General features: G+C 62.7%; 11 protein-coding genes. All 11 read right to left on the bottom strand.

What is annotated here, in order from left to right; all coding sequences use genetic code 11:
- Nucleotides 1-8 precede the first annotated feature (8 nt).
- Nucleotides 9-2,363 carry an endopeptidase La gene (gene lon, locus ACZM8Y_RS12280; protein WP_482333344.1) on the bottom strand — a complete coding sequence of 785 codons (2,355 nt, stop codon included), beginning with the start codon at nt 2,361-2,363 and terminating at the stop codon, nt 9-11.
- Between the two features lie 153 nt (nt 2,364-2,516).
- The gene (locus tag ACZM8Y_RS12275) at nt 2,517-3,197 is read right to left on the bottom strand and encodes a JAB domain-containing protein (protein WP_302552120.1); all 681 of its coding nucleotides are present in this window, start codon (nt 3,195-3,197) and stop codon (nt 2,517-2,519) included.
- A 67-nt stretch (nt 3,198-3,264) separates the two neighbouring features.
- Nucleotides 3,265-4,242, bottom strand: a complete 978-nt coding sequence (holA, locus tag ACZM8Y_RS12270; RefSeq protein ID WP_479859044.1) for a DNA polymerase III subunit delta — start codon at nt 4,240-4,242, stop codon at nt 3,265-3,267.
- A 30-nt stretch (nt 4,243-4,272) separates the two neighbouring features.
- Nucleotides 4,273-4,830, bottom strand: coding sequence for an LPS assembly lipoprotein LptE (lptE, locus tag ACZM8Y_RS12265; RefSeq protein ID WP_337431336.1), 558 nt, complete (start codon nt 4,828-4,830; stop codon nt 4,273-4,275).
- Nucleotides 4,830-7,340 (bottom strand): leucine--tRNA ligase, encoded by a 2,511-nt coding sequence (leuS, locus tag ACZM8Y_RS12260; RefSeq protein WP_482333334.1) that lies wholly within the window; start codon nt 7,338-7,340, stop codon nt 4,830-4,832. Before leuS ends, lptE begins: the two co-directional genes overlap by 1 nt.
- A gap of 75 nt (nt 7,341-7,415) precedes the next feature.
- A complete protein-coding gene (nusB, locus tag ACZM8Y_RS12255; protein ID WP_302552124.1) occupies nt 7,416-7,910 on the bottom strand; it encodes a transcription antitermination factor NusB in 495 nt (164 codons plus the stop codon).
- Nucleotides 7,911-8,392: 482 nt separating this feature from the next.
- A complete protein-coding gene (ribH, locus tag ACZM8Y_RS12250; protein ID WP_302552125.1) occupies nt 8,393-8,863 on the bottom strand; it encodes a 6,7-dimethyl-8-ribityllumazine synthase in 471 nt (156 codons plus the stop codon).
- A gap of 57 nt (nt 8,864-8,920) precedes the next feature.
- Nucleotides 8,921-10,147 (bottom strand): bifunctional 3,4-dihydroxy-2-butanone-4-phosphate synthase/GTP cyclohydrolase II, encoded by a 1,227-nt coding sequence (locus ACZM8Y_RS12245; RefSeq protein WP_302552126.1) that lies wholly within the window; start codon nt 10,145-10,147, stop codon nt 8,921-8,923.
- 28 nt (nt 10,148-10,175) lie between these two features.
- A complete protein-coding gene (locus ACZM8Y_RS12240) occupies nt 10,176-10,838 on the bottom strand; it encodes a riboflavin synthase (RefSeq protein WP_337431333.1) in 663 nt (220 codons plus the stop codon).
- Nucleotides 10,823-11,962 (bottom strand): bifunctional diaminohydroxyphosphoribosylaminopyrimidine deaminase/5-amino-6-(5-phosphoribosylamino)uracil reductase RibD, encoded by a 1,140-nt coding sequence (gene ribD, locus ACZM8Y_RS12235; protein ID WP_482333339.1) that lies wholly within the window; start codon nt 11,960-11,962, stop codon nt 10,823-10,825. The genes ACZM8Y_RS12240 and ribD overlap by 16 nt, the downstream gene beginning before the upstream one ends.
- Nucleotides 11,959-12,456: a deoxycytidylate deaminase gene (locus tag ACZM8Y_RS12230; RefSeq protein WP_302552129.1), complete on the bottom strand. Its 498-nt coding sequence runs from the start codon at nt 12,454-12,456 to the stop codon at nt 11,959-11,961. Before ACZM8Y_RS12230 ends, ribD begins: the two co-directional genes overlap by 4 nt.
- Nucleotides 12,457-12,750 lie beyond the last annotated feature (294 nt).

The following is a 12,750-nucleotide window of genomic DNA, read 5'->3' as shown; positions in this document are numbered from 1 at the left end:
AATCTTTTCTATTTCTTTTCAAACACGAGCGGAAGGACGTCGTCGATGCTGTCCACTGTGTGGACGACGATCTTGCGGCGGAGCTCCTGCGGGATGTCTTCCAAGTCCTTCTGGTTCTTGGCGGGCAGGATGACGTGGCCGATGCCGCGCGCAACCCCGGCGAGCACCTTTTCCTTGATGCCGCCCACGGGCAGGACGCGCCCGCGCAGGGTGATTTCACCCGTCATGCAGATATCGCCGCGCACGGCCTTGCCGGTCAGCGCGGAGATGAGCGCCGTCACCAGCGTGACGCCGGCTGAGGGGCCATCCTTGGGGGTGGCTCCGGCAGGCACATGGATGTGGATGTCCGTGTGCTCGGCGAAGTCCGGCGCAATGCCGAGCTCGTCGGCCTTGGCGCGGGCATAGGTCAGGGCGGCTTGCGCGCTTTCCTTCATTACGTCCCCAAGCTGGCCCGTCAGCGTGAGCCCGCCCTTGCCCTTGATGGCGGAAACCTCAATGTAGAGGATTTCGCCGCCGGCGGGCGTCCACGCGAGGCCAAGGGCCACGCCGGGGATGAGCTTGCGCTCGGCTTCGTCGTCGATGAAGATCGGCGCGCCGAGGAGCCGGGGGAGCCCCGCCGCCGTCACACGGAAGGGAGGCTTGCCTCCTTCCGCTTTCCGCCGTGCGATCTTGCGGCAGACGGTTCCGATTTCGCGTTCAAGGTTGCGCAGGCCCGCCTCACGGGTATATTCGCGGATGATGCGGTTCATCGCCGCATCGGGCAAGGTCAGTTCGCGATCCTTCAGCCCGTTTTCGTGCATTTCCTTGGGTAGGATATACTTGCGGGCAATAGCCAGCTTTTCCTGTTGCGTATAGCCGGGCAGGGAAATGATTTCCAGGCGGTCACGGAGCGGGCCGGGGATATTCTCCAGATGGTTTGCCGTACAGATGAACAGCACCTTGGAGAGATCGAACGGCACGTTCAGGTAATGATCGCTGAAGTTGAAGTTCTGTTCCGGGTCCAGCGCCTCAAGAAGGGCCGAAGACGGATCGCCCCGGAAGTCGTTGCCGAGCTTGTCGATTTCATCAAGGACGATGACGGGGTTGCGGGTTCCCGCCTGCTTCATCGCCTGAATGATGCGGCCCGGCATGGCCCCGATGTATGTGCGGCGGTGTCCGCGGATTTCAGCCTCGTCGCGCATCCCGCCGAGGGAGATGCGCTGGAACTTGCGCCCCAATGCCCTTGCGATGGAGCGGCCGAGCGAGGTCTTGCCCACGCCGGGAGGGCCGGCAAAGCAAAGGATGGGCCCCTTGGAGTCGGGGTTGAGCTTGCGGACGCTGAGGTACTCAAGGATGCGGTCCTTGATCTTGGCCAGCCCGTAGTGATCCTCGTCCAGCACGTCTTTGGCCTTGACGATATCAAGCTGATCCTTGGACATCTTTTTCCACGGCAATTCCGCCAGCCAGTCGAGGTAGGTGCGCACGACGCTGGCTTCCGCCGAGTCGCCGTGCATCGCGGCGAGCCGCTTGAGCTGCTTGTCGGCTTCTTTGCGCACTTCGGCGGGGAGCCCGGCCTTTTCGATGGCCTTGGTGATGTCTTCCAGTTCTTCGTCGGCGTCGGGGCCGTCGCCCAATTCCTTGCGGATGGCCTTGAGCTGTTCGCGCAGGTAATATTCCTTCTGCGCCTTGTCCATGCCTTCGCGGGCGGAGGTCTGGATCTTGATCTGCATGGTCGCCACTTCGGACTCATGCACCAGATGCGTGATGATGAGGCGCAGGCGATCCATCGGATCGATGCACTGGAGGATTTCCTGCGCTTCCTCCATCTTGAGCCGCAGGTTGGCGGCGATGAGATCGGAAAGGCGTCCGGGTTCGTTCACATTGCTGAGGACGCCCATGATGTCCCCGGTGGGGATGCCGCGCAGGGACAGGATGCGCTCGCACTGTTCGCGCGCGAAACGGATGAGCGCTTCCTGCTCCGATTCGGGCGCGGCGGCTTCCGGTTCGGGCATCAGCTCGACATTGGCGGACAGATAGGGGCCGCTCTCGTTCAAACCGACGAGGCGGGCGCGTGATACCCCCTGCACCAGCGCCTTGATGCGCCCGTCGGGCATCTTGAGCAGGCGCAGGATGAGCGCCACGGAGCCGACCGGGTAGAGATCGTCCGCTTTGGGGTTGTCCACCTGCCCGTCTTTTTGGGCGCAGAGGAAAATATGGCGGCCGTGCGTTGCGGCGGCTTCCACGGCCTGCACGGACTGTTCACGCCCAACGAACAGGGGCACGATCATATAGTTGAAGACCACCACGTCCCGGAGGGGAAGCAGGGGCATGGTGGATGGGATTTCCTGCAGTTCCGGCGTAACGTCTTCGGAAGAGGCGTCCATTTGCCCGTCCTGTATTTGAGCGGGGACACGGCGCCGGGCCGGCCTCCGACGGCGGCGGACGGGTGTTTCCTCTTTTTTTTCGTCGTTGTCGTTATCAGAATCAAACGTCATGGCTGTATCCTCAAAAGGTAGTACGGTTGGAGAACCCGTGGTTCAGAGCAGGCCGTCCTCTCGTATGCTGTAACAGGCGCCGTCGCCCACGATGAGGTGATCAAGCAGGCGCAGCCCCATGCTGGTGGCGATGCGCTGAATGTTCCTCGTCATTTCGACATCTTCGGGCGAAGCCTTGGGCGTCCCTCCGGGATGGTTGTGCACCAGAAAGAAGCCGCTTGCCTTGCGCTGGAGCACCCGCTCCAGAATGTCCCTCGGATAGCACGGAACCATGCCGACCGTCCCCCGCGCCAGCCGCTCCCAGGTGAGCAGGCGGTTTTGGGCGTCGACGGTAGCCGTCCAGAGCTCCTCGTGGGGAGAGCCGGACAACCGGGGGATCACCATTTGCGCCACGTCGCGGGGCGTGCACAAAACTTTCCGTTCCCGCATCGGCGCTTCGGCGTAGCGCGCCATCATTTCCCGAAGCAGGAGCCGAAGGGCCGCGACGCCTTCACCCACGCCGTCCACTTGCTGTATTTCGGCGGGCAGTGCGTCCAATACGCCGCGGATGCTCCCGAACCGGGAGAGCAATTCTTTGGCGAGCGGCTTGGTATCCCGCCGCAAAAGCGCATAACCCAGCAAGAGTTCCAATATTTCATAATCGGCAAGCGCGGTGCTGTCTTTGAGAAGGCGCTCGCGCAGCCGGGCACGGTGTCCGGCGTAGTGGGGTGTACCAGTTGACATAATAAGCAGTCCTGCGGGGTAAGCAAGGGGGAAAGCCCGGATGGGCCATGAGAAATGAAAAAGGGCGTCAGCGGGGGGAACGGCGTTGCGCGGGCGCGAAAAGCAGCGTCAAATCCCCCATGAGGGCATCCAGCGCCTGGCTGGGGGAGCGCCTTCCCGATTTGACGGAAAGCTCGGCGGTGTGCATGGCGTCCCAGAGCCTGGCGAGCCCGGCGGCGCCGAGGCGGGAGGCCGCCTGCTGTTTGGCCTGCTGATCGGACGGGCCCATGCGAACCTGTTCCCCGGCAAGGAGCTGCCAAAGCTGGCGTGCCTCACGCTGGAGCATGGCGAGCAGGTAGAAAAGCGGTTCTTCGCCCTTGGATTCTTCCTCAAGGATGCTTTTCCAGACGGAAGCCGCCTGCCCCGCCTGAAGCTGGCGCAGGAACGCGAAGACGTTGAATTCGGTCGTCGGGCTGACGCTGCGGGCCTGCTCCTGCGTCAACGGTTTTCCGTCCGCCAGCAGTTGGAGCTTGCTCAATTCCGCGTCCACGGCGGCGGCATCAGGAAGAAGCGTCTCGGCGAGAATGTCCACGCAGCCCGGCTCCAGATCCAGCCCCAGCGCCTTGGAGCGCATCTGGATGTGGCGGCGGAGCGAGCGCGGCTCCAGTCCGGGGGAGCGCCAGATCCAGCCCTTGGCGTCGGCAAAGGTAAAGCACGGCAGTTTGGTTATATGCGCGGGGATCTTGGGCTGGCCCTTTTCCCACGCGGCCTCAAGGCAAAACAGAGGCCAAGTCTGGGGATTGGGGCGGGAAAGCGCGGAGGAAAGGCGTTTCCATACATCGGCGGTCAGGGCGTGGGCGTTGCGCATCACCAAAACCCGCGATGTGGAAAAAAGCCCTTGGAGCGTGAGGATTTCCCAGAATTTGGGCGGCAGTTCGTCGTCACCCCAGAAAACATGCCGTTCCCGCCCCGCGTCGGGATGGGCACCAAGAAGCTCCTCCACCTGCTGGCGGAGGAGCTTCCCGTCTGGGCATATGCAGAAGCTGAAACCCGGTCGTGTCGTCATAGGCGAAAGCGACGGCCTTGTCCCGTCAGGTCAGAATCGTTGCTGCAAGGCGTCCATGCAACGGCGCACGGCCATTTCGAGGATGGACTTGATGGCCGATTCCTCGTTGGCGTTTTCATAGTTTTCACTGTAGTAGATGTTTCCCGAACGCCAGACTTCCGTATTGGTCTTTCCATCGTAGACGATGAATTCTATAGCGATGGTAGCCGTATACAGTTGTGAGGCGCTTCTGTACTCGCCGTAGCTGCGAACCTTGAAGCTGGGGATGCGCACGGTCAGGGTATAGTCGGCCTGTCCGCTGTCCACCCATTTCGCCAGGTTCCGGGCGTTGATGTCGTCCCGTACCAGCGAGCGGACCTGATAGGTCAGCCAAGGGTAGAGCGAGGTCTGTTCCACGCTTTTGATCCTGAGCGTCTTGGAACCGTTGCCGAGCACGCTGTTTTCGGACAGGGAGCCTTCCTGACCGCGCCAGACATAGCCGCACCCGGTCAGCATCAGGCAGGCGAGCAGCCCGCTCAGCAGTCCCGCCGCAAGCCTGTACAGGCGTCCATGCCCTGCATGCGCCGAATCCGGGTGCGGTCTGTTCATCAGTTGGCCACCACGTTGACGAGTTTGCCGGGAATGACCACAACCTTGCGGACGGTGAGCCCTTCAAGGTGGCGGACGATGTTCTGTTCCGTAAGGGCGAGCCGTTCTATTTCTTCCTTGGAAGCGGAGGCGGGGACTTCGATCTTGCCGCGCAGCTTGCCGTTGATCTGGATGACCACGGTGAGTACGTCGCGCTGCAAGGCGTCCTCCTTCCATACCGGCCAGGGCTCCTGATCGATGCTCCGGGCATGGCCGAGGCCTTCCCACAATTCCTCGCACAGGTGCGGGGTGATGGGGGACAGAAGCGTCAGCACGGTCGCCATGGCGGAGGACAGGATCTTGCGGCCTTCTTCCGTCGCTGCGAGCTCGTCCTTGGCGAGGTACAGGGCGTTGACCAGTTCCATGATCGCAGCGATGGCTGTGTTGAACTGGTAGCGGTTGCCGATGTCTTCGCCGGCTTTCTTGACGGTGAGGTGTTCCTTGAGGCGGACTTCCTTGGCTGCCGGGGTCGTCGCGTCGGCGGCGGAGGAGGAGCAGGCCCCCACGGGCGACAGGAACTCGCTGCTGTCGGCATACAGGCGCCAGACACGGTTGAGGAAGCGGGAAGCCCCTTCAATGCCGGTATCGCTCCAGTCAAAGTCGCGTTCCGGCGGCGCGGCGAACAGGCAGAACAGGCGGACGGTATCCGCGCCGTACTTGGCGATCATCTCCGTGGGATCGACGGTGTTGCCCTTGGACTTGGACATCTTGCTGCCGTCCTTCAGAACCATGCCCTGCGTGAGCAGGTTGGCGAAGGGCTCGTCGATTTCCTTGGGGAAATAGCCGAGATCGCGCAGGACTTTGGTGAAGAAGCGGGCATAGAGCAGATGCAGGATGGCGTGCTCCACGCCGCCGATGTACTGGTCTACGGACAGCCAGTAGCGCAGGGCTTCCATGTCGAAGGGAGCCTTGTCGTTGCGGGCGTCGGTATAGCGGGCGAAGTACCACGAGGATTCCACAAAGGTATCCATCGTGTCGGTTTCGCGCTTGGCCGCGCCGCCGCATTTCGGGCAGGTGCAGTTGTAGAATTCGGGCGTATGGGGCAGGGGGGACTTGCCGTCCGGGTGCGTCTGCACGTCCAGCGGCAGGCGGACGGGAAGCTGGTCTTCGGGCACGGGAACCATGCCGCACTTGTCGCAATAGATTACCGGGATGGGCGCGCCCCAATAACGCTGGCGGGAAATATTCCAGTCGCGCAGGCGCCAGTTGGTGGTGCGCTTGCCCTTGCCGGACGCTTCCAGCGCGTCGGCGATGGCCTTTTTGGCGTCTTCGTTGTGCAGGCCATCGAATTCGCCGGAGTTCACGAGCACGCCGGGAGCGGTACAGGCTTCTGTCAGGCTTTCGGGAGTGAGCGGCGCTTCGCCTTCGGGCTGGATGACCACGATGCGCTCCATGCCGTACTTCTTGGAGAAGTCGAAATCGCGCTGGTCGTGAGCGGGCACGGCCATAACCGCACCGGTGCCGTATTCGGCAAGGACGAAGTTGCCGAGCCAGATCGGGACTTGGCGGCCCGTGAAGGGGTTGAGGCAGTAGGCGCCGGTGAAGACGCCTTCTTTTTCGAGGCTGTCGGACTGGCGGTCGATGCGATCCATGTTGTGGATCCGCTCAATGAAGGCGCGGGCTTCGGCCTCGTTGGGCTTGCCGCTGATGAGCGAATCGACGAGCGGGTGCTCAGGGGCCAGCGTCATGAACGTCACGCCGAATACCGTGTCGGGGCGGGTGGTGAACACCTTGATGTCACCTTCGCCGGATTCCAGCGGGAACGTGATTTCCGCGCCCACGGACTTGCCGATCCAGTTGCGCTGCATGCTGAGCACGCGGTCGGGCCAGCCGCCCTCAAGCTTGGAGAGGTCGGCGAGCAGTTCGTCGGCGTAATCCGTGATCTTGAGGAACCACTGGGTGAGTTCCTTCTGGACGACGGGCGTATCGCAGCGCCAGCACAGGCCGTCGACGACCTGTTCGTTGGCGAGCACGGTGTTGCAGTGCGGGCACCAGTTCTGAGAGGCTTTCTTGCGGTAGACAAGGCCCTTTTCCAGCCAGCGCAGGAAGAAAAGCTGTTCCCAACGGTAATAGGGCTCATCGCAGGTGGCGACTTCGCGAGCCCAGTCATAGGAGTAGCCAAGGCGCTTCAACTGGGCGCGCATGTTGTCGATATTGGCATGCGTCCAGACGCTCGGATGGATGTTGTGCTTGATGGCGGCGTTTTCGGCGGGCAGGCCGAAGGCGTCCCACCCCATGGGGTGCATGACGTTGAACCCCTGCATGCGCTTGAAGCGCGCCACCACGTCGCCGATGGAGTAGTTGCGCACATGGCCCATGTGCAGGTTCCCTGAAGGATAGGGAAACATTTCCAGCACATAGTATTTTTTCTTGTCCTTGTCGACATGACAGGCGTAGGTCTTTTCGTTTTCCCAGCGGGACTGCCATTTGGTTTCAATGGCCGCCGGGTCATAGCGCTTAGGCTTGCTCATGACTGATCCTTATTGCTGTATAGTCGGGGGCCGGATCGCCTCCGGCCCGCGTTGGCGTCAAACCCCGCCAATCTATCAGGCGTCGGCCTTGCCCGCAACTGTGAGCGTACCGGCTTCCTGAGCCTTGATCGCCGCGTCGAGGATGCCGTTGATGAAGCTCTTGGCCTTGGCGTCGCCGAAGCGGGTGGACAGTTCAAGCGCCTCGTTGATGGCGACCTTGGGCGGGACGTCAGCCCGGTACAGCATTTCAAAGACGGCGAGGCGGAGCAGGGTCAGCTCGATCTTGCCGAGCCGATCCACGCGCCAGTTCTGCGAGAAGCGTTCGATGACGCTGTCGAGGGTTTTGACGTTGGCCCAGACGCCCTCCACCAGCTCCCACGCGAAGCCGTACAGCTTTTCCTCGCGGGTTTCGGCGTTTTCGTCCATATCCGCATCAGTGGGATCGGGCATTTCGAGGAATGCGGTACGGACATCCCCGAGGGTGGTCGAAGGAGAGAACTGTAGGCTGTACAGCACCTGAAACGCGCGTGAACGTGCGGCGCGGCGGGCATGGGGTCTGTTTTTGGACATGAAGTGGCCTCGTGCAAAAGTGATGGAATGCCGGAAAAACGAACTTCCGGGAGTTTCCCGGAAGACAACGCGGCAGCGGAGAAAAACGCCGCCGGCAAGACATTGGGGAACCGGGCCCTTTCCGTATGCGGCAGGGGGCCTCCGCACCCGCCGGGCATTTCGCCGGGGCTTCCGCTCCGTTGGCTTGGCAGAAGCCGCCCCGCGCCCGCCGGGTCTGGATGGGGGCGGGGAACCCTTCTTCGGGAAGAGCCGCCCCGTACCCGTTCGGGCCTTTCCCCGGATCGCGGGGAACCGTTCCGGCTGTGGATGGCTCCCACAGCCTTCCGGGGCTTGCCGTTTTGTTATGGCCCGGCAACGCCCGGCGCTTTCTCGAAAGAGAACCCTCTGCGGCGAAGTTCCCGCCGCACAGCCTCCCCGTCGATAAAAAGGCCCGCGGAGGGAAGGGAGGCGCCTGGGTGGACGCCTCCCACAGCTTTTTCCCCTTAAATCTGCTGCAACACGCGAACGGTCTCAAGGACGGCGGCGGCGGCTTCAACGCCCTTGTTGCCGGCCTTGGTGCCCGCGCGTTCGATGGCCTGCTCGATGTTGTCCGTAGTCAGCAGGCCGAAGCCCACCGGCACGCCGCTTTCGAGGGACACATGGGCAAGGCCCTTGGTGGCTTCGGTCGCCACGAAATCAAAATGAGGCGTCCCGCCCCGGATGACGGCACCGACGGCGACGATGCCGTCGTATTTGCCGGAAGCCGCCAGCTTCTTGCAGGCGAGGGGCATTTCAAACGCGCCGGGAACGCGGACGATGGTGAGGTTTTCTTCCGATCCGCCATGACGGATCAGATAGTCCACCGCGCCGCTGATGAGGCGATCCACGATGAAATCATTGAATCGTGTTGCAAGGATGGCGAATTTGAGATCCGCCGCGTTGAGATGCCCGTCGATGGTCTTGATTTGGTTCATGGGAGCCTCGTCTGTATGGGGTAAGGCGCCGCATTTCGGGATGCGGCGCGCCGTTCGTTACTTACGGTTGCCGGAAACGTGGAGCATGTGCCCCATCTTTTCCTGCTTGGTACGCATATAATCTTCATTAGTGGCGCAGCAGCCCACCTCAATGGGCTCGCGACCGACGATTTCGAGCCCGTAGCCTTCCAGGCCGACGATCTTGCGGGGGTTGTTGGTCATGATGCGGAGTTTGCGGATGCCCAGATCCAGCAGGATCTGCGCACCAACGCCGTAATCGCGGAGATCCGCCTTGAAGCCGAGCTTTTCGTTGGCTTCAACGGTGTCGTAGCCCTGATCCTGAAGGGCGTAGGCCTTCAGCTTGTTGGCGAGGCCAATGCCCCGCCCTTCCTGACGCATATAGATGACCGCGCCCCGTCCTTCCTTTTCAATGCGGGTCAGCGCGGCGGCAAGCTGGTTGCCGCAGTCGCAGCGCAGGGAGCCGAACGCGTCGCCGGTCAGGCATTCGCTGTGCACGCGCACGAGCACGGGATCGGAGCCGCCCTTTTCGGACACGTCGCCCTTGACGATGGCGACATGGGTGTCGGCGCTGATATCGTTTTCATAGGCGATCATCGTGAAGTTGCCGTAGCGGGAGGGGAGCTTGGTTTCGGCCACGCGGCGCACGCCGAGCTGGCCGTGCCGCAGATGGTAGCGGATAAGGTCGCGCACAGCGGCGATTTTGAGGTTGTGCTCCTCGGCGAATTTCTCCAGATCGGGCATACGGGCCATCGTCCCGTCGTCTTTCATGATCTCGCAAATGACGGCGGCGGGCTTCAACCCGGCGAGCACGGCGAGATCCACGCTGCCTTCCGTCTGTCCGGCGCGGGTGAGCACGCCGCCGGGCTGGGCGCGGAGCGGGAACACATGGCCGGGCGTCACCAGATCTTCGGGGCGGACGCCATCGGCGACGGCGGTGAGGATGGTATGGGCGCGGTCGGCCGCGGAAATGCCCGTGGTCACGCCGTTGCGGGCTTCGATGGACACCGTAAAGTTGGTGCCGAACTTGGAGCCGTTGCGCTGCGTCATGAGCGGGAGTTCCAGCTTGTCCACGAGGCTGGGGCCGAGCGGAAGGCAGATCAGGCCGCGGGCGTATTTCGCCATGAAATTGATGGCCTCTGGCGTCACATGCTCGGCGGCGATGGTGATGTCACCCTCGTTTTCCCGATCTTCGTCGTCGACAAGAATGATCATCCGGCCCTGCCGGATATCCTCCACCGCTTCTTCAACACTGCAAATAGCCATAATAGAAAGTCCTCAGCTTCGTTGATCCTCAGAAAAAGCCGTTTTCGCGCAGGAATTCAACCGACAGTTTCCCCGTTTTCGCCTCCTCGGAGGCGAGGCCGAGGTGGGGGGCCATCATGTGGCGGACATATTTGCCGATGACGTCGGTTTCCATATTGATGCGCGTGCCCGGAACCCATTCGGCCGCCGTCGTTGCCCGCCATGTTTCGGGGATGACGTTGACCTCCAAAAAGTCCGGCCCGCAATCATTCACTGTCAGGCTGACGCCGTCAAGTGCCACCGAGCCCTTCCTGATGACTTCCGCTCCAAAAGAAGCGGGAAAACCGATGCGGATGCGCCGTGACTCGCCTTCCCGCCGCACGGACAGGATTTCAGCCACACAGTCCACATGCCCGCTGACGATATGCCCGCCGAGGCGATCGCCCACGGCAAGCGCCCGCTCAAGGTTGACCTTGGCGCCGGGTTTCAGCAGGCCGAGAGCCGTGCGCCGCATGGTTTCAGCGGACGCATAGGCGGAAAAAAGGCTTGGGCCAGACGTTTCTACTGTAAGACACGTTCCGTTGACGGCAATGGATTCGCCCAAAATAATGTCCGTGAGCGCATAAAGCGCCTGAATCCGAAACCGGGTTTCGTGCCCGTGGGACTCCACCGCCAGCAGCTTCCCCTGACCGTTGATTATGCCTGTGAACATGCGCGCACCGGCCTGAATATAAGGTGTCCGTCTTCCCCACAGGGCTCCATGCTGACCAACCGCAGCGAGAGCGCCTCATCCAGTTCGAGGGGCGTGCGCCCGTCGAAGAGCGGTCGCGCGTCGTTGTCCCCAAGCACTTTCGGCGCGATGTGGAGATGGAATTCATCGACGAGCCCGGCTTCCAGCAGGGAGAGGCCAAGGCGCCCCCCGCCTTCGCACAGCACGTAGGGGCAGCCCGCTTCCTGACGCAGGTATTCAAGGATCTGCACAAGATCCTCGCCGCTTTTCCAGCGGTCAAGGCCCAAGATGCGGACGCCGCGCTCGCGGAGCTGCGCCGCGCGCGGCGTGGCTGCCCCGGACGCCGTGGTGAAGAAAATCGTTTCCGTGGGGCGTTCCTTGAACAGCAGCAGCGAGTCGGGCGCGGGCACGCGCGAGGAAATGGATACCGCCAGCGGCTGGCGTTCGACCGGCCCGTCAAGCCTTGCGGTCAGCAAAGGGTTGTCGGTATGGAGCGTATTGCCGCCGACGAGGACGGCGCCCCCGGCCCGCCCCACATTGGCGCGGAGTTCATGCACCTGACGGCGGGCCGTTTCTCCGGTAATCCAGCGGGAATGCCCGGTGCGGGTGGCGATGCGCCCGTCCAGCGTCATGGCGAGCTTCAATATGACATAGGGGCGTTTCGTGGTCTGCCAGATCAGGAAATCGGCGGCCAGATCCCGGCACAGCTCTTCGCACACGCCCGCCTCCACCTTCACGCCCGCTTCGGCGAGGCGTTCCATGCCGCCCGCCGCCTTGGGGTTGGGATCGCGCAGGCCGATGACCACATGGCGGATGCCCGCCGCTATCACCGCTTCCGTGCAGGGCGGGGTTTTTCCTTGGTGGTTGCAGGGCTCAAGCGTGACGACCAGCGTGCAGGCCGAAGGATCGACGCCTTTGGCCTCGGCGTCCCTGAGGCACTCCACTTCCGCATGGCTCTTGCCGTAAGCGGTATGCCAGCCTCTGGCGACGACAATGCCGTCACGGACAAGCACGGCCCCCACCGTGGGATTGGGTGCGGCGGCCCAGCGGCCGCGTTCCGCGAGCCCGGCGGCTTCCCGCATGAACGATTCGTACGGGTGGCTCATGCGCTTTCTCCTGAGGTGCCCGTATGCCCGCAGCCATCCGGCGTAGGACGCAGGGGAAGGAGTTCGAGCGTGATGCCCGCTTCGTTCAGCATCTGCATGGCGAGCTCGTCAGGGTAGCCCGATGCGTACCAGATTTTGGTGATGCCGCAGTTGATGAGCATTTTCGAGCAGATGAGGCAAGGCTGATGCGTACAGTAGACTTCAGCCCCGGCAAGGGAAATGCCATGCACCGCAGCCTGAATGATGACGTTCTGTTCCGCGTGGAGGCCCCGGCAGATTTCATGCCGCTGGCCGGAAGGCACGCCGAGCTGTTCGCGCAGACAGCCGATATCGAGGCAATGCGCCACCTTGGACGGTGCGCCGTTATAGCCGGTGGCGAGGATGCGTTTGTCCTTGACGGCTACGGCCCCGACCCTGCGGCGCAGGCAGGTCGAGCGCTCCGCCACGAGGTGGGCGATGTTCATGAAGTAGTCGGGCCAAGCGACGCGGGACATAAAGGTATCCTTCTGTAAAATGAAAGAGCGGGGGACGGGGAGGGCCTCCGGCGGCAAGGGGCCGCGGCCCCTTGACCCCGCCCGGGGTGCGAGCCGCACCCCGGACCCCGGCAAAAACGGAGACGCCACGGGAGGGGGCGCCTATCAGCTCTTCAAACGGCAACGCCGTTTGAAGAGCTTTTAAGAAGCAAGCAATAGCTTGTATTACCTTCGGAAACGGCGCGTACCCGTCACCGAGGGGGTCCGGGGGGAATCATTCCCCCCGGGCGGGTTCGGGCGGCAGCCCGGCGGGTG

It is taken from the genome of Bilophila sp. (assembly GCF_057864385.1).
The sequence above is the reverse complement of the archived record's forward strand: the minus strand, read 5'-3'. Positions and strand labels throughout refer to the sequence as shown.